Here is a 23,088-nt window from a genome sequence, read left to right as displayed (position 1 = left end):
CCGGCTCGAAACGCGCCAGGTCCGCCGCCGCGCCGCCTCGCCCGGTCGGCGCGCGGGAGCACGGGAATCGGAAAACCTGGTAAACCGACGCTAAAAGGTCGTGGTTAATGGAGGGTTAGGCGCGCCAGCGAATGGTGAATGCGCGCCGGGCGGCGCCACCGCGTCCCGGCGGTATCGGAGGGCTTGGAGGCTGGTGGGAACGGGGCTGGCGGCCCCCTGCGGCGGCGGTGCCTTGCGCCCGGCGGCCGGTCCGGGCGGGCGCCGGCGGAACGGGCGCGCGCGGCCCGATCAGCGGGCGCGGGCGGGACGCGCCGCGGGCCGATGCGTCAGGTACGCCGGTAGATCCATTCCGGCAGATAGTAGCGCCGCCCGAAGAACACGAAGCCGAGCAGCGTGCCGCCATTCTCCAGCACGCTGGCGCGCATGTGGATCGCCGCCGGCTTGCGGGTGCTCTCGGCGCCGATCATCAGGATGTTGCCGTCGGCCAGCTGGTTCAGCCGGTCGGTGACGACAAAGGTGCCCTGGACCGGCGAGCAGACGATCACGCACTCGAACGCCTGCTTCAATTCATCGCGCAGGCGCACGCCATCCGCCAGCGGCAGACGCACGTTGAGGAGAGGCGACTTTTCCACGTCCGCCGCCGCCCAGAGCTGCGGCACCGGGGTGCGGGTCACCGCGAGCCCGCCTTTCATCTCGAAGCTCGCGCCCGCCGGATAGGGTATCGGCGCGCACAGGTCGACGATCAGCGTGCGCAGACCGCGATGGGTGGCGAACTCTTCGGCGAGGCGGCGGCAGAAGGTGGGCGCCTCATCGCCCCGCTGCGGGGCAAGGAAATGGATCACCTGCAGGGGCTTGTCGTCGACCCGCGTGTCCAGCAGCAAGGTCGCGAGGCCGCCGAGAGCGGCGTCGAGCGCGGCGGCGCCGGCATCCGCGGCGCCGAACTCGGCGAGCGCGGGCAGTTGGAGCGCCCGCTCGGCCTCGCTCGGCATGATGAAGGTGGTGCGCAGCGCCGAGGCGAGGGCGCCGGCGGCCGCGCCGAACAGCAGGCCGCCGAACAGGCCTGCGGCGATCAGCGGCAAAGCGAGGTTGCGGCTGGTGACCGCGCCGTCCGCCTCCTGCACCACGCGCACGTTGGATTCGCGCACCTTGGCGGCGGCCTCCTCGATGTTGGCCGCCACCGCCCGGCGCAGATATTCGCGGTAACCGTCGCTGAGCGTGTCGCGCCGGCGGTTGAGCTCGATGAGCCGCGTCTCGGCCCCGCGCAGGGTGGCGAGGCGCTCCTCGGCGATCTTCTGCTGCTGCTCCAGCTCCACCGCCTGCCGCCCCAGGGCATCCTGCTCCACCTTGAGGCTCAGGATCATGTTCTGCACGTAGCTGAGGGCCGGGTTGCGCACGTCGCGGTCGGTGGAATACGGCTTCTCGTTGCGGCGGTCCATCTTGCCGCGCACGGTGGCGATCTGCCGGTCGATGTCGCGCAGCAGCTGGCTGCCGGGCGCGTATTGCGCCCTGATGCGGTCGCGCTCCACCAGCAGGCGGGTGAGCACGTTGGTGTCCTCGTCATTGCCCAAGGCGTCGGTCTTCTGGGTGAAGTCGAACACCTGCTCGGGCAGGGCCTTCATCTGCTTTTCCGCCTCGGCGAGCTGGGCGGTCACCGCCACCTGGCGCTCGGCCACCTGGCGGCGGCGCTGCAGCAGCGCGTCCACCTGGTTGGCGGCGAGGATGGCGTCCTGCGAGAAATCGATGATGCCGACCTTGCTCTTGAGCGCCTCGATGTCGCGGTCGACGCTGGAAAGATCGGCCCGGAAGCGCTCCACCTCCACCTGGAGGATGCGCGCGGTGGGGTTCTCGAAGATCTTGCGCCGGTAGGCGAGATAGTTGCGCACCAGCGTGTCGGTGGCCTCCACCGCCAGCGCGCGGTTGGGCAGGGTGACGCTGATCTCGATCACGTTCGATCCCGAGACCACGGAGGTGCGCAGCACCTTGCGGAACCGCTCGATCGCCTGGTCCATCTTGTCGGCGTCGGACTTCAGCAGCGAGGTGAGGAAGGTGAGCGGGCCGGCCGGGAACAGCCGCTCGGCGCCGATCTGGGAGATGGTGTCGCGGATCACGTCCGCGCTCTCGAGGATCTGCACCTCCGATTCGACCTGCTTCAGGCCTTCGATGGAGAGCACGGCGGGGCCGCTGTCGGTCACGTTGCCCGCGTTGGTCACCTCGCGGCTCACGATCACCATGAGCAGGCTTTTTGCGGTGTATTCGGTCTTGGCCGTGAAGGCGGCCGCGAGCGCCAGCAGCAGCGGCACCATGGCCGCGATCAGCACGATGCGGATGTGGAAGAAGGTGGCGATGAGGAAATCGCGGGTGGTGAAGGCGGGCGGCCGGTTTTCCGGCATGAGGCCGTCGGCGTGGGCGTCCTGGTCGCGGACCGCCCCCGTCGTTTCCGCCCCGGCCTCCATCGTCAAGCTCATCCGTGCCCTTCAGATCCAAGGTTGCGGCCGGCGGTCGCGATCCGCCGCCCACGCCCGGCGCGCGGTCGCGGCACGCCGGTGCAGAATGCGAAATCGCCCCTAAGGTCGGGTTAAGGCGCCGGCCCCAAGCGCGCCAGCTTGCGTTACAGGCGAACTCGGGCAAAACAAGGCCCGGTGACGGCCGCCGCTCAGAGCGCCTGCGGCATCAGCCGGCGCACGGCGAGCGTGGTGCCGATGCCGCCCTGGGCGATGAAGATCGCGGTGGCCACCGCCGCGCCGGTCATGCCGAAGGGCGGGATCAGCACCGCGCACAGCACGCAGCAGGAGACCAGCTGGGCGGCGTTGAGCCAGCGCAGCACGCCGCCGTGCCCGGTCATGGCGAGCATGATGTCCTGGCACGACAAAAGGCAGTTCACCAATTGGCCGACGCTCATGATGACGAGCGCGGTGGCGGCGATCTCGAAGCCGGGTCCGATGAGCGACAGCAGCGGGGCGGGAAAGATCATCATGGCCGCCACCACCGGCACGCCGAAGGCGGCCACCGTCAGGCGCACCTTGCGGTTCAGCGCGCGCAGCTCGGCCCATTCGCCCTGCCGGTGGTGGGCGGCGAACTTGGGCGCGGCGATGGTGCCGATGGAGATGATCACCACCCAGATCAGCATGGAGATGCGGTTGGCGACGCTGAAGGCGCCCACCTCCGAGGGCATGCCGAAGGCGGCCAGCAGCAGCACCGGCAGGGAGTTGAGCGTGATCTGCACCACCTCCACCACGCCGAGGGGCAGCGCGGTGCGCCACAGCGCGGGCAGATGCTCAAGGCTCCCCGCCGCGGCGGGGGCGTCGGCCTTGAGCCGGCCGCGGTCGCGCCAGATCAGCGCAATGCCGGTCAAAGCGGCGACGAGGTTCGCCGCGGCGAGGGCGTAGAGGATGCCGTCGAGCGAACGGATGCCGGCCGCCAGCGCGGCGAGGGTCAGCACCGGCCACAGCCCGTTCTGCACGAGCTGGCCCAGCACGCCGCGGGTGAGTCCGGTGAGGGCATGGCCGGTGAAGATGGCCAGCGTCTGCGGCAAAATCGCCGCCGCCGAGATGACAAGCGGCGCGGCAAGGTCCGGCTCGTTGAAGATGTAAGTGGAGAGCGGCGCCGCGAGCAGGATGGTCGCCGCCGTGCCGAGCGCGCCGCCGAGCGTGACCCAGAAGGTGCCGGCGAGCAGCGCGCGGCGCGCCTCGCGCCCCTTGTGCACGGCGAGCTCGGCCGCCACGTGCCGCATCACGCCCTTCTCGAAGCCCGCCCGCGTCAAGGTGGAGATCAGCAGCACCCAGGTGATGCACAGGAAGAACAGGCCCGATTCGTGGACCCCGAGCACCCGCGCCGCCAGCATGTAGAGGCCGAGCTTGCCCACGAGTTCGAGGCCGCGCACCACCAGCGCCGCCACATACGCTCCGTAGGCGCGAACCATGTCGTATAGAGTGTCGGGCCGGTGCAGCTTCATTCTGTTCGCGTCGAGGCGCCGCCGGCCGAAGGCCGGGGCGGAGGGAGGTGAGGCGATGCGGAACCCGACGGGCGCGAGCGCGCACGGTCCTGCCCCTCAAGGGCGGGACGGATCTTGGCGCAACAAGCATGCCGCTCCGGCTGGTGCAAGCGCCGGCGTCAAGCCGGCCACCCCCGTACCGGCCGCCGCCATGCGGCGCGCCCTCGCGGCAGGGATCGCGCTCGCCTTGCCGGCGCTGGTCGCATCGGCGCTGCTGCCGCACGAGGCCCGCGCCCAAGTGGATGCCCAGGGCAAGAGCGACCTGCCGGGCCAGCAATCGGTGGATCCGGAGGTCGACCCCTTCCCGTTTGACGGGCGCCTCGCGCTGCGCGCCTATTTCAAGGAGCGCCTGCCCTCCATGTGGTGGGCGAACGAGCCGGAATACACGCTCGGCCGCTTCTCGATCACCATCCACGCGCCCGATTCCTGGCGCGGCAATCCCACGTCGGCGTTGTTGGCGCTGTGCCCGCAGCCCTACAGCAACCTGTGGACCGGCCTGAAGTCGTTCGAATTGAAGGTGATGTATAAGAACGCGCCGTGGCCCGGCGTAACCTGCCGGCCCTGAGGCCGCCGGCGCCGATCAGCGCGGCGGGGCAGGAACGGCCGGCGGGGCCTCCTCGCGCAGGGTGCCGTGGGTCATCTGGTTCACCTGCATGCGCTGCGCGCGCCGGCGCTCGTTCACGCCCAGGAACGCGGCACGCAGCGCGAAGCCGAAGAACACCAGCGTGCTCGCCGTCGACAGGATGATGACGATGCCGGCCACCACCTGGAAGGCGTAAGACGGGTAGAGCGCGATCAGCGGGATGACGCTCAGCGCGGCAAGGGTGAACACGATAGCGCGAAACTGCGGCATGGCCCTGATCCGGAAGGATGGTCCCGAGCACGCCGCGGGGACCATCATTTCCGCAAAGTATCACCGGCGGCCGGTGAAATAAAGCTGAAGGCCCCAACCGGCGCCCCCGCCCCTCGTCCCCCCGGCGAGGTCCGGATATCGGCCTCCGCCCGCTACCGCCCGCGGCGTGGGCCGGCGCCGGTCAGATCTGGCGCTCGACCATCATCTTCTTGATCTCGGCGATCGCCTTGGCCGGGTTGAGGCTCTTCGGGCACGCCTGGGCGCAGTTCATGATGGTGTGGCAGCGATAGAGCCGGAAGGGGTCTTCCAGATAGTCGAGCCGCTCGCCGGTGCGCTCGTCGCGGCTGTCCTTCAGCCAGCGGGTGGCCTGCAGCAAAGCCGCCGGGCCGAGATAGCGGTCGCCGTTCCACCAATAGCTCGGGCAGGAGGTGGAGCAGCAGGCGCACAGGATGCACTCATAGAGGCCGTCGAGCTTCTCGCGGTCGTCCTTGGACTGGCGCCACTCCTTCTCGGGGGCGGCGGTGTCGGTCTGCAGCCAGGGCTCGATGGAGGCGTGCTGGGCGTAGAAATTGGTGAGGTCCGGCACCAGGTCCTTCACCACCGGCAGATGCGGCAGCGGGTAGATCGTGACCGCGCCCTTCACCAGCACCTCGTCCATGCCCTTGGTGCAGGCCAGCGTGTTGGTGCCGCCGATGTTCATGGCGCACGAGCCGCACACGCCCTCGCGGCAGGAGCGGCGGAAGGTCAGCGTCGGGTCGATCTTGTTCTTGATGTAGATCAGGCCGTCCAGAACCATGGGGCCGCAATCCTCGCGGTCCACGTAGTACGTGTCCATGCGCGGATTCTTGCCGTCGTCCGGATTCCAGCGGTAGATGCGGAACTCGGTGAGCGTCTTGGCGCTCTCAGGCTTCGGCCACGCTTTGCCGGCGGTGACCTGGGAGTTCTTGGGAAGGGTCAGCTCAACCATGGCATGTCCTGGATCGCTGGAGCGGTAACCGCCCGCGGGAATTGGCCACGGCCGCGCCCCTCTGCGCGGCCGCGTCGGCAAGCGCTCAGTACACGCGCTTCTTCGGCTCGATGTACTGGATGTCGTTCGACAGCGTGTAGGTGTGCACCGGCCGGTCGTCGAGGCGCACGGCGCCGGACTGCGGGTCGAAATAGGACAAAGTGTGCTTCATCCAATTGTGGTCGTCGCGCTCGGGGAAGTCCTCGCGCGCATGGGCGCCGCGGCTTTCCTGGCGGTTCGCCGCGCTCTCCATGGTGACGATCGCCTGGGCGATGAGATTGTCGAACTCCAGGGTCTCGATGAGGTCGGAGTTCCACACCAGCGAGCGGTCGGTGACGCCGATGTCGCTCGCGCCCTTGTAGACGTCGTGGATGAGCGTGCGCCCCTCCTGCAGCACCTCGCCGGTGCGGAACACGGCGCAGTTGTTCTGCATCACCTTCTGCATGGACAGGCGCAGCTCGGCGGTGGGGGTGCCACCGGCGGCGGTGCGGAACTTGTCGAGGCGGCCGAGGGCGAGGTCTGCGCTGTCGGGGGGCAGCTCCCGGTGCTTCTCGCCGGGCTTCACCAGCTCGGCAGCCCGCAGGCCGGCGGCGCGGCCGAACACCACGAGGTCGATCAGCGAGTTGGAGCCGAGGCGGTTGGCGCCGTGCACGGAGACGCAGGCGGCCTCGCCGATGGCCATCAGGCCGGGCACCACCTTGTCCGGGTCGCCGTTCGCCTTGTCGAGCACCTCGCCGTGATAGTTCGTGGGGATGCCGCCCATGTTGTAGTGCACGGTCGGAATCACCGGGATCGGCTCGCGCGTCACGTCCACGCCGGCGAAGATCTTCGCGCTCTCCGAGATGCCGGGCAGGCGCTCGTGGAGGATGGCGGGGTCGAGATGGTCGAGGTGCAGGAAGGCGTGGTCCTTGTTCTTGCCCACGCCGCGCCCCTCCCGGATCTCCATGGTGATGGAGCGGGAGACCACGTCGCGGGAGGCAAGGTCCTTGGCCGAGGGGGCATAGCGCTCCATGAAGCGCTCGCCCTCGGAATTGGTCAGGTAGCCGCCTTCGCCGCGGGCGCCCTCGGTGATGAGGCAGCCCGAGCCGTAGATGCCGGTGGGGTGGAACTGCACGAATTCCATGTCCTGGAGCGGCAGGCCGGCGCGCAGCACCATGCCGCCGCCGTCGCCGGTGCAGGTATGGGCCGAGGTGGCGGAGAAATAGGCGCGGCCGTAGCCGCCGGTGGCGAGCACGGTGAGGTGGGCGCGGAAGCGGTGGATGGTGCCGTCGTCCATCTTGATGGCGACGACGCCGCGGCAGCGGCCGTCCTCGTCCATGATCAGGTCGATGGCGAAATACTCGATGAAGAACTCGGCCGTGTGCTTCAGCGCCGCCCCGTAGAGGGTGTGCAGCATGGCGTGGCCGGTGCGGTCGGCGGCGGCGCAGGTGCGCTGGGCGGTGCCCTTGCCGAAATGGGTGGTCATGCCGCCGAACGGGCGCTGGTAGATCTTGCCGTCCTCGGTGCGCGAGAACGGCACGCCCCAGTGCTCCAGCTCGTAGACCGCGGCCGGCGCGTTGCGCACGAGATATTCGATGGCGTCCTGGTCGCCCAGCCAGTCCGACCCCTTCACGGTGTCGTACATGTGCCATTCCCACTTGTCCTCGCCCATATTGGCGAGCGAGGCGGCGACGCCGCCCTGGGCCGCCACCGTGTGGGAGCGGGTGGGGAACACCTTGGTGATGCAGGCGGTGCGCAGACCCGCCTCCGAGCAGCCCACCACCGCGCGCAGGCCCGCGCCGCCGGCGCCGACCACCAGCACGTCGTAGGTATGGTCGGTGATGGGATAAGCGGCGCCGTTCACTGCGGGAGCGGCTGAGCCGTTGGTTGCCGTGTCGGCCATGCTCAGCCCCCCACGCTGATCTTGATGATGGCGAAGGCGCCGGCGAGGGCGACCACCGTCGTGAAGAAGGTGTTGGCGATGATCAGAAGCACCTTGGTGCTCTCTTTGTGGATGTAGTCCTCGATCACCACCTGCATGCCGATGCGCATGTGGATCGACACCGAGAGCAGCATGAGGAGCAGGATCACCGCCACCAGCGGATGGCCGATCACCGCGCGGGCCTCGGCATAGCTCGCCCCGGCGAGGCGGATGACGATCCACACGAAGGCGATGGCGAGGATGAGGTTGGCGAGCGCGGTGACGCGCTGGACGAAGAAGTGCTCGGTGCCCGAGCGGGCGGAGCCGAGGCCGCGCACCCGGCCGAGGGGAGTGCGCATGGGGGTGTGGGTGGAATTGCTCATGGCGCTCTCCTCAGCCCTTCAGCGCAAGGCCGACGATCCACACCAGCACGGTGAGCACCACCGAGCCGGCCAGCGTCGCCTTGGCGAGCAGCACGCGCTCGCTCGGCCCGAAGCCGTGGATGAAGTCCCAGATGAAGTGGCGCACGCCGCCGAGCGCATGGTGCAGCAGCGCCCAGGTGAAGCCGAACAGCACGAGAAGGCCGATCGGCGATCCGGCGAGGCCGGCGAAAGTGTCGTAGGCGCCAGGCGAGGCGGCGGTGGCGAGCAGCCACCAGACCAGGAGAATCGTGCCGAAATAGAGGCCCACCCCGGTGATGCGATGCACAATCGACATCATCATCGTGAAAAGAGGCCGGTAAATCTGCAGGTGGGGTGAGAGCGGACGCTCGACCCGAGGCGGGCTGTCGGCCATGTGGGCCTCCTTCCGGAAATTGGACGATCAGGTATCTCAATCGTGACCAGTTCGCAACGATTCCAAACGCGCGCAGGGCCCGTTTATGCCCACCGCCGGGGGTCGGCAATTGGCTATACGTTGCAACCGGGGTCGCGGCGCATACCGCCGATGCTGCATTGCCGCTTACGCAGGCGCGCCGCAAACAAAAAACGCGGCGCCGGTGACACCGGCGCCGCGCGGAAAGAAAAATCGGAAGGGTCGGCCCGCTCAGAAGCGGTAGGTGACGCCGGTGCCGAAGATCCAGGGGTTGAGCTGGGCCGTGCCGGTGTAGCGCGTGCCGCCGACGGTGACCGAGAAGTCGGGCTCGAGGAAGAGCTTCTTCACGTCGACGTTGATGCCCCAGTGCTTGTCGATCATCCAGTCGAAGCCCGCCTGCAGCGCCCAGCCGAAGCTGTCGTTCACGTCGAGCTGCGTCACCGCCGGGTTCGAGGTGCTCTGGCTGAAGAAGGCGGTGTAGTTGATGCCGGCGCCGATATAGGGCTTGAACGCACCGAATTCGGTGAAGTGATACTGCAGGGTCAGGGTCGGGGGCAGCAGCCACACCTTGCCGATCTGGCCCAGGCCGGCCAGCGCGCCGCCGCCGTTGATCTCGTGGGGCGTGACGCCGAGAATGAGTTCGGCCGCGAAGTTCTTCGTGAAGAAATAGGTGATGTCCAGCTCGGGTACCACCGAGTCCGAATAGGACAGGTCCGAGTTGGCGATGCCGTTCACCCAGCCGCCGCTCTCGGGCATCACGTACAGCGCCCGCACGCGGATCATCCACGGGCTTTGCGGCTCCGGCACCGGAGCCTTGTAGACCGGCGTCGACATGTCCGCCGCAACTGCCGCACCCGCCGTCAGGGCCATCAGGCCTGCGGCGAGCGCCATCCCCACACCGAATCTGGCCATTAGCCCGACTCCCGATTTTGTGAATTTTCAATGAGCGGACTGTTTCATTGGCGAGGCCTCCGAGAATTTGATCCAGATCAAACTTCGCACGGTCCCGCCCGAGATGTGGCGATGTGGCAACAGAACCGCCGCAGGGGCGCCGCATTCCCGTCGCATGGCTCCAGCCCTTTCCGGGTGGCGCCAACCTCATGACGTTTAAGGATTCCGTGTGATGTGGCGTTTGCTGGGAAAGCGCGCGGGGGCGCCGGAGCGCGCCGGCCGGGCGCAGAGCCTGCGTCAAAGAGGCCGGGGCGGGGCCTGGCCCGCATTGCTCCTTCTGCTCGGCCTCGGCGGCGCTGCGGTGGCGGACGAGGTGGAGGAGCATCGCCTGAACGTGGTGGGCGAGGCGCGCCGCTACCTGGTCGTGACGCCGCAGGCGCGCGCCGATCAGCCGCCCGGCCCGCGTCCGGTGCTGATCGCATTGCACGGCGCCATGCAGACGCCGGAGAGCTTCCGCGCCTATGCCGGCTTCGATGCCGCCGCCGCGGCCAACGGCTTCGTCGTGGTCTATCCCCAGGGCGAGGGCAAGGTGTGGAACGACGGCCGCCCCGCCGCCATGCGCCTCAAGCTGATGCTGCGGCCGGGCGACGACGAGGCCTTCCTCATCGCCCTGGCGCGCCGGCTGGTGGCGGAGGGGGTCGCCGATCCGGCCCGCCTCTATCTCGCCGGCATCTCCAATGGCGGCTTCATGGTGCAGAAGATGGCCTGCGAGCAGGCGGGCCTGTTCGCGGCCTATGTGGCGATCATGTCCACCGCCCCGGCCAATTACCGCGAGGAGTGCCGGCCCGCGCGGCCGGTGCCGATCCTGTTCATCCACGGCACGGCCGACCCGGTGATCGCCTATGACGGCTTCTGGACGCCGGTGGGCGCCACCCTCTCCGCCCCCGACAGCGCGGCGCTCTATGCCCGGCTCGACGGCTGCGCCGGCCAAGAGCAGCGCACCCTGCCCGATCGCGACCTGTTCGACGGCACGCGGGTGGTGGAGCGGCGCTGGCCGTCCTGCCGCGACGGCGCAGTGGTGGCGCTGATGAGCGTCGAGCGCGGCGGGCACCAGTCGCCGGCGCGGGTGGACACCCAGCCCGACCTCGCCACGCCCTTCCTCGGCTTGCGCAACCGCGACATCGATGCCGGCGAGGAGATCTGGCGCTTCGTCTCGGCCTTCTCTTTGCCGGTGGAGGGCCGGCCGGCGGAAACCGCGCCGGGGGTCAGGCCGCCCGCGAAGCCGGCCGCCGCGGCGGCTTCGGCCCGGCCGGGCAATGGCGCGCCCGGTGGCGCGCCCTTGCCGCGCCCCGCGCCCGACCGCGCCAGCGCCGCGAGCGGGGGCAGCCAAAGCGGGACCGCACAGGACGGGGCCGGACCGGGCAGCGACAGCCGGGGCGCCGTCCCGCGCTGACGGCGGCGCCGGTCCGTGCCGGCGCCGGCGGCGGCAGGCCCACGCTCAGTGCGGGATCAGCACCCAATAATCGAGGTCGAGGATCACGCTCGGGTCGTACTCGTCGCCCGTCTTGTAGGGGAAGTCGGCGCTGGGCCGGTCCTTGGTGGCGACCGTGCGCACCCGGAGGGCGCCCACGTCGTCGCGGCCGGGAATGGCGGCCTTGTCGAGGATCTCGCTCCAGGCGTGCACCGTCAGCCCGGCGAACAGCGGCGCCACATGCCTTCCGGCGTTGATCGCCGCCACATGGAAGGCGTTGGCGAGGCCGTTGAAGGACAAAGCGCGGGCGAGCGAGATCACGTGGCCGCCATAGATCAGGCGCTTGCCGAAGCGGCCCTGGCCCTCGGTGAACTGGTTGAAATGCACTTTGGCGGTGTTCTGGTAGAGGCGGGTGGCGATCATGTGCTCGGCCTCCTCCACCGTCATGCCGTCCACATGGTCGATCTTCTCGCCCACCTCATAGTCGGCGAAGCGCGCCGGGCTGCCGGAGAGGTCGAAGCGCCAGGCCGCGACGTCGAGCGCCGGCACCGCGTCGCCCAGCGCGTCGGCGGCGAGCGCCGCCGGCAGGGTCGGCACCACGGGCGTGGGCGCGGGCAAGGACGGGTCCTTCTTGCGCACCATCACCCAGCGCACATAATCGAGCACCTCGGTGCCGTCCTGGTTGAAGCCGGTGGAGCGCACATAAACGACGCCGCTCTGGGCGTTGGAGTTCTCGCGCACGCCGATGACCTCGGAGACCGCGGTCAGCGTGTCGCCGGGATAGACCGGGGCAAGGAAGCGCCCGCCCGCATAGCCGAGGTTCGCCACCGCGTTGAGCGAGATGTCGGGCACGGTCTTGCCGAACACCATGTGGAACACCAGCAGGTCGTCGAGGGGCGCGCGCGGGTAGCCGAGGGACTGCGCGAAGCTGTCCGCCGACTGCACGGCGAAGCGCGTGCCGTAGAGCGCGCTGTAGAGGCTGGCGTCGCCCACCGTGATGGTGCGCGGCGTCGCGTGGCGGATCACCTGGCCGACCGCGAAGTCCTCGAAGAAATTGCCCGAACTGGTCTTGGTCATCTTCTTGCCCCCCGGTGCAGGCGGCCAATGTGGCAGAGGCCCCGCGTGCGGCGCAACAGGGGTTGACGGCGGCGCACGGCTGGGCCTTTTGACACCAGGGTGCACATGAGAGCGTCGGGGGTGCGTGGTGTCAGGATCGGCGAGCCAGAAACTGTCCTTCCAGGCGATGATCTTCACCATCGTCCTCTTTTCGCTCTACGTGGTGGCCGCGAGCTTCACCAATTCGGCGGCCATCTTCACCGACCTGCTCGCCACCTCGTTCGATTTGACCGCGCTCACCGCCTGCTGGCTGGTGCTGCGCCTCGCCAGCCGGGCCAATCCGGGCCGGTTCGCCTACGGGCTGGGCAAGCTCGAGAACCTCGCCGAGATGATGATCGCGGTGCTGCAGACCGTGCTGGTCATCATCGCGAGCACCCGGGCGGTGGCGCTCGTGCTCGATCCGCAGCCGGTGGAGGGCGCCGGGGCCGGCCTGGTGGTGGCGGCGCTCGCGGTCGCCGGCAACGCCTATTTCAACCGCAAGGCGCTGCGGCTCGCGCGCGAGACCAAGTCGCCGGTGCTCGCGGCGCAGGCGCGCGTGCACCTGGTCTCGGCCACCGCCAGCCTGTCGGTGTTCATAGGCACCATGATCACCTCGACGTTCCACGCCATCGAGTGGATCGCCTATCTCGACCCGCTGGCGTCGTTCGTGGTCATCAGCTTCATGGTCTACAACATCTGGGCCATGCTCTCGAACTCGGTCGGCTCGCTGCTGGACCAGGCGATCGGCGAGGCGGGCCAGTTGCGCATCCTGCGGGTGCTCACCTCCCACTTCAACGACTTCGACGAATTGGGCGACATCCGCACCCGCCAGCTCGGCGGCAAGATGATGGTGGAGCTGCACCTCGGCTTCGAGAACGACTGGAGCGTCGAGCAGGCGCGCCAGGCGGTGAGCCGCCTGACCAAGGCGGTGAAGAAGGAGTTCATGGACGCCGGCGACGAGGTGGACGTGGCGGTGGTGCTGCTGCCGGCCGGGCCGGCCGACGGACCGACCGCCTACGCCTGAGCCCCGCCCGCGGACCCTCTTCCCCCCGCAGGTCAGTGGTCGGACAGATTGACCTCCTCCGACCACTCGCCGGGCACCTCCTTGACGATCACCTGGCCGCAGATGACGCGGCCCTTGAGCGGATCGAAGGTCAGCGTGGGCGCACCGTAGAGCTGCCAGCCCTTGTTGAGGGCCGCCGAGACGCGCTTGCAGAAGGCGGTGTCGTCCGGGCCGGTGAGGTAGCGGTAGAGCTTCATGGTGCGGGGGGCTCCTTTGGAAACGGCCAGCCTGCTTTCCGCTGGCCCACTTTCCGCGCCAGGGCCTCGCGGCGCTCCTGGAAGGCGGCAGTGCGCGCACGGACCTCGGCCACGAGGCGCGGGTCCTCCTGGGCGCGGGCGGGGAAGGGGGAAGCCGGCTCGTACTCGATGGCGAGGCCGATGCGCCGCGCCTCCGCCTCGCCCACGACCTCGGCCGCCAGCCGCAAGGCGAAATCGAGGCCCGAGGTGACGCCGGCGCCGGTGACCCGGTTGCGATCCACCACCACCCGCTCTTCCACCGGGATGGCGCCGAGCAAAGCGAGCTGGGGCAAAGACAGCCAGTGGCAGGTGGCGCGATAGCCGGTCAGAAGGCCCGCCGCCGCCAGCACCAGCGAGCCGGTGCACACCGAGGTGACGAAGCGCGCCCGCTCGGCCATGCGGCGCAGGAAAGCCAGCGTCTCCTCGTCCTCCATGAGGTCGATCTGGCCGGGGCCGCCAGGCACGAACAGCACGTCGCAGCCGGCGAGGTCTCCGGGGGCGATGGTGGGCACGATCTTGAGGCCCGCGGCATCCTCGACCGGCCGTGGCGCATTCTTGGCCGCGATCTCCACGCGCGCCCCGGGCAGCCGTGCGAACACCTCGAAGGGGGCGGTCAGATCGAGCTGGGTCATGCCGGGATAAGCGAGCATCACGATGCGCATGGACGGTCCTTTGGTGCAGTCGCTTGGTCGGTTGCTCGCTCGGCTTCAGGCCCTGGCGGCGATGGCGTCGGCGAGCGCGACCGTGCGCCTGGCCATCTCCGCATGGAGCAGTTCCACCATGCGCCCGTCGAGGGTGATGACGCCCTTGCCGGCATTCTCCGGCAGCGCGAACGCGGCGATGATGGCGCGCGCGCGCTCCACTTCGGCGGCGGGCGGCGAGAAGGCGGCGTTGCAGGGATCGATCTGCGAGGGGTGGATCAGGGTCTTGCCGTCCATGCCGAACTGAGCGCCCTGGGCGCATTCGGCGTCGAAGCCGTCGAGGTCCTGGAACTGGTTCCACACCCCGTCGAGCACGTCGATGCCGGTCATGCGGGCGGCGGCCACCACCAAAGAGAGCCACGCCACCATGGGCGCGCGGCCCGGCACCAAGGCGGCGCGGGTCTCCTTGGCGAGGTCGTTGGTGCCGAGCACGAACACCGAGAGCCGGGTGAGCGGGTCGCGCGCGCTCTGGGCGATCGCCTTGATGTCGAGGATGGCGAGCGGGGTCTCGATCATGGCCCAGACCCGCGTGGTCTCGGGAACGCCCAGCGCGTTGAGGCGCCGGCCCACGGTCACCAATTGCTCCACCGCCTCGACCTTGGGCACCAGGATGGCGTCGGGCGCCGCCGCGGCGGCCGCCTCGAGGTCGTCGGCGCCCCATTGCGTGTCGAGGCCGTTGATGCGGATCACCACCTCGCGCGGGCCGAAGCCGCCGGCCTTCACCGTCTCGGCGACGCGCGCGCGCGCTTCCGTCTTGGCGTCGGGCGCGACCGCGTCCTCGAGGTCCAGGATCACGCCGTCCGCCGGCAGGGTGCGCGCCTTCTCCAGCGCGCGGGCGTTGGAGCCGGGCATGTAGAGGACGCTGCGGCGCGGACGGATCGACATGGATGAAAGCCCCTCGGAGCGATGCGGATCAAAGCGCGACCTTAGAGCGCGGCCAGCCGCTCGCAAAGATGTCGCAGCGCAAAATGGAGCAGCCCGGGAACGCGCAGGCGTCCCGGCCTACTGGGCCGCGGCTTCGGCGGGGGGCGGCCAGGAGAAGTCGTCGGCGCGCCCGCGCACCGGCGGCGGGGGAACCCCTTCCATCAGCGCCCGCGCCGGCGCCGAGACCTGGACCGCCGGGGGCGTGCCGCGCGCGGGCGCGGGCGCGCCGGCCAGCGCCGAAGGCCGGTCGACCGGGCCGCCCGCCATGCCGGCGGAGGGCTTCGCCGGATCGGCCAGCATGCGGTCGAGGTCCTTCTGCACGAAGAAAGCGAGCTTGCGCCCGCCGGCGCGGGTGAAGCGGATGCCGTCATTGAGCCTCAGGCGCCGGCGCTGGCCGTCCACCGCCGGCCCGAAGGCGGTGAACTTGCCCTCGTCGTCGACGAAGCCGTCCCACACGTCGGCGAACGGGAAGCCGGCGCGGGCGGCGCGCGAGCGCAGGATGTCGTTGAGCCGGCGGTAGTCGTCCGACACCGGCGTGCTCTGCACCGGCGCGATGCCGACGACGATGGCGCGCGGCGCGACGGCGCGCAGCGCGCTCAGCACGTCGTCCACGCGCTTGGCGTACAGCTCCATCCAGCGGTCGGTGAGCGGCTGCACCAGAACCTCGCCGTCCTTGAGGGGCTGGAGGTCGTCATTGCCCATGGCGAGCACGGCGACGCTGGCGCGGGCCGCGGCCACCGCCGGCGGGAAGCGCGGCGGCCAGTCGGCGGGGACCGGCAGATAGCCGCTCTCCTCGACGATGCTCTCGATTACCGCGACCCGGGCACGCTCGCCCACATAGGCGTCGGCGAGCCCCTGGGCCAGTTGGCCGGCGATGCGATCGCCCATCACCAGCACGAACTGGCTCTGCGGCTGCTTGCGGCCCTGGATCGCCGCATCGGCGCTCGAATAGACCGTGCCCTCCGGTTCCGGCGGCTTCTTGGGCGCCGCCTTGGGCGGCTCCGCCGGCTGCTGCGGCGCGAACGCGTCACCCGGCGCGAACCAGGGCCGCCGGTTGCGCGGCGCCTGGGGCACCACGCCGGGCGGGCAGAAGAACAGGAAGCAGCCCTGCTGCGCGACCGCCGGCGCGGACGGCGCCATGCCGACGAGCGCCAGCGCGGCGAGCGCGAGCACCCGCACCGCGCCGGACAGGCGCGGGAAAAGGCACGAAAGAGGGGTGCGCAGGGTCCGCATGGGCCAAGCATTGGCCCAGGCGCGCGGCGGTTTCAAGACGCAAGCGGCGATCACAGGTCCTTGCGGCCGGCGCAGGGGACCCACGGACGGGCCGGCCGCGGGCCGGCCTCGGCCGGGCTCAGTTGAGCTTCGACTTGACCTCGGAGATGGCATTCGAGATCAGCTTGCCGGCCACCTCGCCGGTGGCGCCGACCGCCAGCAGCCCCTCGGCCGCCTTGGCGGCGGTGTCCGCGGCGATCGACCTCACGTCGGCGATCGCCTGGTGCTCGGCCTGGGCGATCTTCTCCTCCGCCATCCTGGTGCGGCGGGAGATGAAGTCCTCGATCTTGGCCTTGGCGTCGGCGGCGAGGCGCTCGGCCTCCGCCTTGGCGCCGGTGATGATCGATTCGGCCTCGGCCTCGGCCTCGCGCTGCTTGCGCTTGAACTCGGCGACCAGCTTCTGCGCCTCCTCCTTGAGGCGGCGCGCCTCCTCGAGCTCGGCGGCGATGCGCGCGCCGCGCTTGTCGAGCGCGGCGGCGATGGAGCGGTGGGCGCCGGCATAGAGCACGATGCCCACGAACACCGCGAAGGCGACCGCGACCCAGACTTCGGCGAGAGCCATCTCGTTCATGTTGTCGATCCTCAGGCCGCGTCGCGCTTGGAGAGGACGCCGTCCACGGCCTGCTCGACGGCCGGCGCGGCGGGCGCGGTGCCGATCAGGGTGGAGACGATGGCATGGGCCGCGTCGACCGCGATGCCGCGCACATGGGTCATGGCCTCCGCCTTGGTGGCGGAGATGCGCGCCTCGGCGGCGGACAGCTTGGCGGAGAGGTCCGCCTCCAGCGACTTGCGGTTCGCGTCCGCGTCGGCGGCGAGCCGGTTGCGGGTGTCGGCGGCGATCGAATTGGCCTTGGCGCGGGCCTCGCTCAGCGCCTTCTCGTAGGCCAGCTGGGCGGCCTCGCTCTCGGCGCGGTGCTTGGAGGCCTCCTCCAGATCGTCGGCGATGCGGTCGTGCCGCTCCTCGAGGATGCGGCCGATGCGCGGCAGCGCGACCTTGCTCATCAAATAATAGAGCAGGCCGAAGGAGAGCCCGAGCCACAGCAGCTGCGAGGCGAAGGTGGTGGCGTCGAAGGGCGGGAAGTGGGGCTGGCCGCCATGGCCGCCCTCGGCGGCGAGCAGCGGGGAGGTCCATAGGCCCGCGATCACGCCCGCAAGCGCAACGCTCCGCGTCCATGTATGCGTCATGGAGGTCTTGGTCATGGCACGCCCGCCTGCCTCAAATGATGTTCCGACCCCGCCCAGGGGGACGGGATCGCATCCAGAAGATCGTCGGGTGGCAGGCGCGGCGGGAGAAAAGGCCTCCCCGCCGGCGGTCCGCCACCCAGGTCCGCAGCGCGCGGTCCGCAGCTTGCGGACCGCAACCGTGCGCGGGAGCAGGGCCCCCGCCCCGTGGCCAGATCAGGCCACGAACAGCAGCACGAGGGCGACGACCAGGGCGAAGATGCCGAGGCCTTCCGCGAGCGCCGCGCCGATGAAGGCGCGGGCGAACTGGCCGTCGGCGGCCGAAGGGTTGCGCAGGGCGCCGGCGAGGAAGTTGCCGAAGATGTTGCCCACGCCGATGGCGGCAAGACCCATGCCGAGAGAGGCGAGGCCGGCACCGATGTACTTTCCGACTGCAGGATCCATTTTACTCTCCTTGAGAAACCGTCGTTGAACGTTGAAGCCCGAACTCTCGGCCGCGACGGCCGCTCCCGTCCCCGGCCCGTCAGTGGCCGGGATGGATGGCGTCGTTGAGGTAGATGGAGGTGAGCACCGCGAACACGTAGGCCTGCAGCACCGCCACCAGGAGCTCGAGCGCGGTGAGCGCCACGATCATGAAGAAGGGCAAGGTGGCGCCGAACCAGCCGACCACGCCGGCGGAGGCCAGGCCCACCACGAAGAACGCGAACACCTTGAGCGCGATGTGGCCCGCCAGCATGTTGGCGAACAGACGCAGCGACAGGCTGATGGGGCGGGAGAGGAAGGACACCACCTCGATCACCACCAGGAACGGCAGCAGGAAGGCCGGCACGCCCGACGGCACGAACAGGTTCATGAAGTGGGCGCCGTGCTTCATGAAGCCGTAGACGATCACGGTGCCGATCACCAGCAGCGCGAGCGCGGCGGTGACGATGAGGTGGGCGGTGACCGTGAAGGTGTAGGGGATCAGCCCCACGAGGTTCGCCACCAGGACGAACATGAACAGCGAGAACACGAGGGGGAAGAACACCATGCCCTCGTTGCCGGCCGAGTCCCGCACCATCTTGGCGATGAACTCGTAGCTCATCTCCGCCGCCGACTGCGCCCGGCCCGGCACCAGGGTGCGCCCGCGCGTCGCGAAGGTGAGGAAGAAGAAGATGATGGCGACGATGCCGAACATGAAGACGGCAGCGTTGGTGAAGGAGAACTGGACGCTGCTGATGTTCAGCAGGTCGACGTAGCGCTTGATCTCGAACTGGTGGATCGGATCGACGACCATCCGCCTACGCCCCCTTCTCGCGGCGGCCCCGGCCGCCAGTGTGCGGCGCCCGCCGCCAGATGTTGCGGCCGTGCACCGCGCTATATTCCTTCCGGCGGATGCGCCGCCGGCCGCAAAGCTCCCCGAGGTCCCGCTGCGGGCACCTCGTGGCGCCGTCTCTTACAGGCCCTTGCCCCCGCCGCGGCTGCGGCCTTCCGCCGCGCGCAGCATGTTCGTCACCCCGGCGGCGAAGCCCACCAGCGTGAACACGATCAGCCCCCAGGGCGAGATCGCGAGGAAACGGTCGATGCCGTAGCCGATGAGCGAACCCACCAGCACGCCGGAGACGAACTCGGCCCCGAGCCGGAACGCCAGCGCGACACCGGAGCCGGAGGAGGTGTCAGGGCCGCTCTTGGCCTTGGGCGCCTCCGTCTTGGCCCGCGCCTTTCCAAGGGTGGAATCGAGATCCTGAAGACGCCGCGCGAGCTCTCCGTCACTGGGCCTGGGAGCCGGCGCCCCTTCCGCTCCGGAAGCGTCCTTCGCGCCATGCGGATCGTTCGCCGATCGGCCGCGGGAAGCGTCACTCGGGTCGGACATGGCGCCCACTCCGGCTCAGGTGGCAGACAGCAGCCTCCCCCTTGAAACCGCGGCGCAACATAGTTGCGGCAAAATTGAGTGTCAAGGCGCGTGCCGAATGAACTAATTTATTGAAATAACGAAATAAAATTGTGGCGACGACGTCCAGGGACGCAACGTCACCCCGCCTCCCGCAATCGCTCGGCGCTCTGGAGGTCGACGGACACCAGCCGCGACACCCCGCGCTCGGCCATGGTGACGCCGAACAGGCGGTTCTGGCGCGCCATGGTGATCGGATTGTGGGTGATGGTGAGGAAGCGCGTGTCGGTGAGCCGCGTCATCTCGTCGAGGAGATTGCAGAAGCGCTCCACGTTGGCGTCGTCCAGCGGCGCGTCCACCTCGTCCAGCACGCAGATCGGCGCCGGGTTGGTCAGGAACACGGCGAAGATCAGTGCCATGGCGGTGAGCGCCTGCTCGCCGCCGGAGAGCAGCGAAAGCGTCTGCGGCTTCTTGCCGGGCGGCTTGGCGATGATGTCGAGGCCGGCCTCCAGCGGGTCCTCCGCCTCGGTGAGCACCAATTGCGCCTCGCCGCCGCCGAACAAAGTGTCGAACAGCTTCTTGAAATGGGCGTCCACCACCACGAACGAGGCCTGGAGGCGCTCGCGCGCCTCGCGGTTGAGGCTCTGGATCGCGCCGCGCAGGCGCTTGATGGCTTCCACGAGGTCGTCGCGCTCGGCGACCAGGGCGCCATGCTGGCCCTCCGCCTCCTCCAGCTCCACGTCGGCACGCAGATTCACGGCGCCGAGCCGCTCGCGGTCGCGCTTGGCGCGCTCCAGCTTCTCCTCGACGGCGCGCGGCTCCGGCAGCGGCCCCTCGGGCTCAAGGCCCGCCGCCTCGCGGGCGAGCTCGGGCGGGCCTTCGAGCGCGTCGGCGATCTCGCGCGCGACGTCGTCGCGGCGCTGGCGCGCGGCCTCCAGGCGCGCCTCGGCGCGGGCCGCCTCGGCGCGGGTGCCGGAGAGCGCCTCCACCGCCTCGCGGGCCGCCCGGTCCGCGGCGGCGAGCGCGGCCTCGCCCTCGGCCAGCCGGTCGGCGGCGGCGCGGCGGGCGGCCTCCGCCTCCTCGGTGGCGGTCAGCAGCGCCCGGCGCTGGCGGATGATCTCGCCCGGCGCGTCATCGAGCGCCGCCAGCTCCGCCTGGGCCTCGGCGCTGCGCGCCTCGATGGCGGCGAGCCGCTCGCCGGCGCCGCCGGCGCGGGTGCGCCAGGAGGCCTCCTCGGCGGCCAGCGTCTCCAGGCGCCGGCGCCGGGCCGTGGTCTCGCGGCTCAGCCCGTCCAAGGCGGCCTTGGCTTCCGCCATGGCGGCGCGGCGCTCGCCGGCGTCGGCGCGGGCGCGGGCGAGGTCCGCCTCCAGGAGGTGCGGCGCGTCGAGCGCGGCGAGCTGGGCGCTCGCCTCCTCCAGGTCCGCCTCCCCCTCCTCCTTGGCGGCGACCAGGCGGGCGCGCGCCTCGCCGAGCGCCGAGAGGCGGGCGAGATGCTGGGCCGCCTTGCGCTCGGCGGCGGCGAGGCTCTCGCGCGCGGACTCGGCGGCGCGCTGGGCGGCGCGGCGCGCCTCGCGGGCGGCGGCCTCGCGGGCGGCGGCGGCGGCGAGCGCCGCCCGAAGCCCGGATTCCGCGGCGCGCAATTCATCGAGCCCGGCGCGCGCCACCTCGGCCTCCGCCTCGATGTCGGCGAGGCGGTTGCGCTCGGCGAGCCGGCGGGCGGCGGCGGTGGGCGCGTCGGCGGCGGCCACCACCCCGTCCCAGCGCCACAGGTCGCCGTCGCGCGAAACGAGGCGCTGGCCGCTCTTCAAGCCGCGGGCGAGACCCGGGCCCTGATCGCGCGGCACGATGCCAACCTGCGCCAGGCGGCGCGCCAGCGCCGGCGCGCCGGAGACGTGGCGGGACAGGGGTTCGGCGCCCGCCGGCAGCGGCGGGTCGAAGGGGTCGGGGGCGGCCCCGGACCAGCGGGCCGGAGCGGCCGCGTCCACGGGCAGATCGAGATCGTCGCCGAGCGCGGCGCCGAGCGCCATCTCGTAGCCCTTGGCCACCGTGAGCAGGTCCGCCACCGGCGGGAAGCCGTCGCCCGAGGACGTCAGCAGCTTGGACAGCGTGCGCGCCTCGGTCTCCAGCCGGCCGAATCGCGCCTCGGCCCCGGCGAGCGCCGGGCGCAGCTCCTCCGCGGCGCGCCGCGCGTCCGCGTGCCCGGCCTCGGCTTCGGCGGTGGCCTCTTCCGCCTCCGCCAGCGCCGCGCGGGCGGCCTCGGCGTCGGCGCGGGCGGCCTCCAGCGCGTCGGTGCCGGCCTCGCGGCGGTGGCGCGCCTCCTCGGCCTCGACCGAGGCGCGCTCGGCGGCGTTGCGCACCAGCCGGTCGCGCAGCTCGCGCACGGACTGCTCGAGGCCGGTGCGTCGCGCGCCGAGGTCGGCGAACAGCGTGGTCTTCTCCTCGAGCGCCGCCTCGGCGGCGGCGAGGGCGACGGCGATCTCCTCCATCCGCTCGCGGGCGACGAGCTCCGCTTCCGCGGACTCCTCCTGCTCGGCGCGCAGCGTCTCGCTCTCGTCGGCGAGGCGCTCCAGCACGCCGGAGGCGTCGGCCGAGAGCGCCTTCTCGCGCTCCAGGTCCTGGGCCAGTTGGACGATGCGCCGCTCCAGGTCCTGCCGGCGGGCGGCGATGCGCGCCTCCTCCTTGTCCAGTTCGGCGCCGGCGATGGTCAGGCGCTGGAGCGCGGCGGCGGCCTGCGCCTCGGCCTGGCGCAGCGGCGGCAGCGCGTGGGCGGCGATCGCCTGGAGGCGCGCCGCCTCGGACTGGACGCGGGTGGTCTCGGCGCCGTCGCGCACGCTTGCCTCGAGCGCCCGCTCGGCCTCGGCCAGCGCCGCCGTCACCTCGCGCCAGCGCAGCCACAGCAGGATCGCCTCGCACTGGCGGATCTCCGCCGCGAGCCCCTTATAGCGCACGGTCTGGCGCGACTGGCGCTTGAGGCTGTCGACCTGGGCCCCGAGCTGGGTGATGACGTCCTCGACCCGGACCAGATTCTGCTCCGCGGCCTTCAGTCGCATCTCCGCCTCGTGGCGGCGGGCATGCAGGCCGGCGACGCCCGCCGCCTCCTCCAGGATGCGGCGCCGCGCATTGGGCTTGGCGCCGACGATCTCGCCGATCTGCCCCTGGCGCACCAATGCCGGCGAGCGCGCGCCGGTGGAGGCGTCGGCGAACAGCAGGTTGACGTCGCGCGCGCGCACGTCGCGCCCGTTGATGCGGTAGGCCGAGCCGGAGCCGCGCTCGATGCGGCGCACCACCTCCAGCTGGTCCCATTCGTTGAAGCCGGCCGGGGCGGTGCGGTCGGAATTGTCGAGCTGGAGCGCCACCTCGGCGGCGTTGCGCGCCGGCCGGCCGGTGGTGCCGGCGAAGATCACGTCGTCCATGTCCTGGGCGCGCATGGCCTTGTGCGAGCTCTCGCCCATGACCCAGCGCAGCGCCTCGACGAGATTGGACTTGCCGCACCCGTTCGGGCCCACCACGCCGGTCAGGCCGGGCTCGATGATCAGGTCGGTCGGCTCGACGAAGGTCTTGAAGCCCACGAGCCGCAGGCGGTTGAACTTCATCAGGCGTGCCGCAGGCGGTTGAACGTCATCCGGTGAGAACGCTTCCTTGGCTCTGGCCCGACGGTGTGCCAGCCTTTTCCGGTTGTGGTCAAACCGAGCCTGCCCGGCTGGGCTGCGCCAGGCAAGGCGCACGCGGCGCACGTCCACAGGCACGAGGGCACCATCCCCGGCTTTTGCGCCCTTGGCCCGACCGCGGTCGGCACGCTGCGGGTTCCACCGCCCCCGGG

At 70.8% G+C, this 23,088-nt stretch carries 22 protein-coding genes; 3 read left to right on the top strand and 19 right to left on the bottom strand.

Annotated elements, in window-relative coordinates:
• Positions 1 to 326: 326 nt before the first annotated feature.
• Together ABLE88_RS12020 and ABLE88_RS12015 are read right to left on the bottom strand one after the other, a co-directional pair.
• The gene (locus ABLE88_RS12020; RefSeq protein ID WP_348831924.1) at positions 327 to 2,465 is read right to left on the bottom strand and encodes an exopolysaccharide transport family protein; all 2,139 of its coding nucleotides are present in this window, start codon (positions 2,463 to 2,465) and stop codon (positions 327 to 329) included.
• A 188-nt stretch (positions 2,466 to 2,653) separates the two neighbouring features.
• A complete protein-coding gene (locus ABLE88_RS12015) occupies positions 2,654 to 3,952 on the bottom strand; it encodes a lipopolysaccharide biosynthesis protein (RefSeq protein ID WP_348831923.1) in 1,299 nt (432 codons plus the stop codon).
• 190 nt (positions 3,953 to 4,142) lie between these two features.
• Here ABLE88_RS12015 and ABLE88_RS12010 point away from each other — a divergent pair, with 190 nt between their 5' ends.
• Positions 4,143 to 4,556: a hypothetical protein gene (locus tag ABLE88_RS12010; protein ID WP_348831922.1), complete on the top strand. Its 414-nt coding sequence runs from the start codon at positions 4,143 to 4,145 to the stop codon at positions 4,554 to 4,556.
• Between the two features lie 15 nt (positions 4,557 to 4,571).
• Here the strand turns inward: ABLE88_RS12010 and ABLE88_RS12005 are convergent, their stop codons facing one another.
• The 6 genes from ABLE88_RS12005 to ABLE88_RS11980 form a co-directional block, all read right to left on the bottom strand.
• Entirely contained in the window at positions 4,572 to 4,844 is a 273-nt protein-coding gene (locus ABLE88_RS12005) for a hypothetical protein (protein WP_348831921.1), read from the bottom strand.
• A 181-nt stretch (positions 4,845 to 5,025) separates the two neighbouring features.
• The gene (locus ABLE88_RS12000; protein ID WP_348831920.1) at positions 5,026 to 5,811 is read right to left on the bottom strand and encodes a succinate dehydrogenase iron-sulfur subunit; all 786 of its coding nucleotides are present in this window, start codon (positions 5,809 to 5,811) and stop codon (positions 5,026 to 5,028) included.
• 85 nt (positions 5,812 to 5,896) lie between these two features.
• Complete coding sequence (gene sdhA, locus ABLE88_RS11995) at positions 5,897 to 7,732, bottom strand: succinate dehydrogenase flavoprotein subunit (RefSeq protein WP_348831919.1); 1,836 nt, start codon at positions 7,730 to 7,732, stop codon at positions 5,897 to 5,899.
• Positions 7,733 to 7,734: 2 nt separating this feature from the next.
• Positions 7,735 to 8,133 (bottom strand): succinate dehydrogenase, hydrophobic membrane anchor protein, encoded by a 399-nt coding sequence (sdhD, locus tag ABLE88_RS11990; protein WP_348831918.1) that lies wholly within the window; start codon positions 8,131 to 8,133, stop codon positions 7,735 to 7,737.
• A 10-nt stretch (positions 8,134 to 8,143) separates the two neighbouring features.
• A complete protein-coding gene (gene sdhC / locus ABLE88_RS11985) occupies positions 8,144 to 8,545 on the bottom strand; it encodes a succinate dehydrogenase, cytochrome b556 subunit (RefSeq protein WP_348831917.1) in 402 nt (133 codons plus the stop codon).
• Between the two features lie 249 nt (positions 8,546 to 8,794).
• The gene (locus ABLE88_RS11980; protein WP_348831916.1) at positions 8,795 to 9,475 is read right to left on the bottom strand and encodes an OmpW/AlkL family protein; all 681 of its coding nucleotides are present in this window, start codon (positions 9,473 to 9,475) and stop codon (positions 8,795 to 8,797) included.
• Between the two features lie 211 nt (positions 9,476 to 9,686).
• Between ABLE88_RS11980 and ABLE88_RS11975 the strand changes: the two genes are divergently transcribed.
• Positions 9,687 to 10,907, top strand: coding sequence for a CE1 family esterase (locus ABLE88_RS11975; RefSeq protein WP_348831915.1), 1,221 nt, complete (start codon positions 9,687 to 9,689; stop codon positions 10,905 to 10,907).
• 45 nt (positions 10,908 to 10,952) lie between these two features.
• On the opposite strand, the gene ABLE88_RS11970 is transcribed toward ABLE88_RS11975, so the two are convergent.
• Positions 10,953 to 12,002 carry a MaoC family dehydratase gene (locus tag ABLE88_RS11970; protein ID WP_348831914.1) on the bottom strand — a complete coding sequence of 350 codons (1,050 nt, stop codon included), beginning with the start codon at positions 12,000 to 12,002 and terminating at the stop codon, positions 10,953 to 10,955.
• Between the two features lie 127 nt (positions 12,003 to 12,129).
• Here ABLE88_RS11970 and ABLE88_RS11965 point away from each other — a divergent pair, with 127 nt between their 5' ends.
• The gene (locus tag ABLE88_RS11965) at positions 12,130 to 13,044 is read left to right on the top strand and encodes a cation diffusion facilitator family transporter (RefSeq protein ID WP_348831913.1); all 915 of its coding nucleotides are present in this window, start codon (positions 12,130 to 12,132) and stop codon (positions 13,042 to 13,044) included.
• 32 nt (positions 13,045 to 13,076) lie between these two features.
• On the opposite strand, the gene ABLE88_RS11960 is transcribed toward ABLE88_RS11965, so the two are convergent.
• From ABLE88_RS11960 to ABLE88_RS11915, 10 genes are all read right to left on the bottom strand, one after another.
• The gene (locus tag ABLE88_RS11960) at positions 13,077 to 13,280 is read right to left on the bottom strand and encodes a DUF1737 domain-containing protein (RefSeq protein ID WP_348831912.1); all 204 of its coding nucleotides are present in this window, start codon (positions 13,278 to 13,280) and stop codon (positions 13,077 to 13,079) included.
• Entirely contained in the window at positions 13,277 to 13,981 is a 705-nt protein-coding gene (locus tag ABLE88_RS11955) for a DJ-1/PfpI family protein (RefSeq protein WP_348831911.1), read from the bottom strand. Before ABLE88_RS11955 ends, ABLE88_RS11960 begins: the two co-directional genes overlap by 4 nt.
• 45 nt (positions 13,982 to 14,026) lie before the next feature.
• The gene (locus ABLE88_RS11950; protein WP_348831910.1) at positions 14,027 to 14,905 is read right to left on the bottom strand and encodes an HpcH/HpaI aldolase/citrate lyase family protein; all 879 of its coding nucleotides are present in this window, start codon (positions 14,903 to 14,905) and stop codon (positions 14,027 to 14,029) included.
• A gap of 117 nt (positions 14,906 to 15,022) precedes the next feature.
• Entirely contained in the window at positions 15,023 to 16,177 is a 1,155-nt protein-coding gene (locus ABLE88_RS11945; protein ID WP_348831909.1) for an SGNH/GDSL hydrolase family protein, read from the bottom strand.
• Positions 16,178 to 16,295: 118 nt separating this feature from the next.
• Positions 16,296 to 16,787 carry a F0F1 ATP synthase subunit B family protein gene (locus ABLE88_RS11940; protein ID WP_348831908.1) on the bottom strand — a complete coding sequence of 164 codons (492 nt, stop codon included), beginning with the start codon at positions 16,785 to 16,787 and terminating at the stop codon, positions 16,296 to 16,298.
• A gap of 11 nt (positions 16,788 to 16,798) precedes the next feature.
• Positions 16,799 to 17,416: a F0F1 ATP synthase subunit B gene (locus ABLE88_RS11935; protein WP_348831907.1), complete on the bottom strand. Its 618-nt coding sequence runs from the start codon at positions 17,414 to 17,416 to the stop codon at positions 16,799 to 16,801.
• Between the two features lie 198 nt (positions 17,417 to 17,614).
• Positions 17,615 to 17,842, bottom strand: a complete 228-nt coding sequence (locus ABLE88_RS11930) for a F0F1 ATP synthase subunit C (RefSeq protein ID WP_121624215.1) — start codon at positions 17,840 to 17,842, stop codon at positions 17,615 to 17,617.
• A gap of 79 nt (positions 17,843 to 17,921) precedes the next feature.
• Complete coding sequence (locus ABLE88_RS11925; protein WP_348831906.1) at positions 17,922 to 18,674, bottom strand: F0F1 ATP synthase subunit A; 753 nt, start codon at positions 18,672 to 18,674, stop codon at positions 17,922 to 17,924.
• Positions 18,675 to 18,833: 159 nt separating this feature from the next.
• Positions 18,834 to 19,250: an AtpZ/AtpI family protein gene (locus tag ABLE88_RS11920; protein ID WP_348832181.1), complete on the bottom strand. Its 417-nt coding sequence runs from the start codon at positions 19,248 to 19,250 to the stop codon at positions 18,834 to 18,836.
• A gap of 158 nt (positions 19,251 to 19,408) precedes the next feature.
• On the bottom strand, positions 19,409 to 22,861 hold the full coding sequence (locus ABLE88_RS11915) for a chromosome segregation SMC family protein (RefSeq protein WP_348831905.1): 3,453 nt from the start codon (positions 22,859 to 22,861) through the stop codon (positions 19,409 to 19,411).
• Between the last annotated feature and the right edge of the window lie 227 nt (positions 22,862 to 23,088).

This window comes from Xanthobacter luteus, from assembly GCF_040049235.1.
Lineage (GTDB): Bacteria > Pseudomonadota > Alphaproteobacteria > Rhizobiales > Xanthobacteraceae > Xanthobacter.
This window is presented reverse-complemented; position numbering and strand designations above follow the sequence as displayed.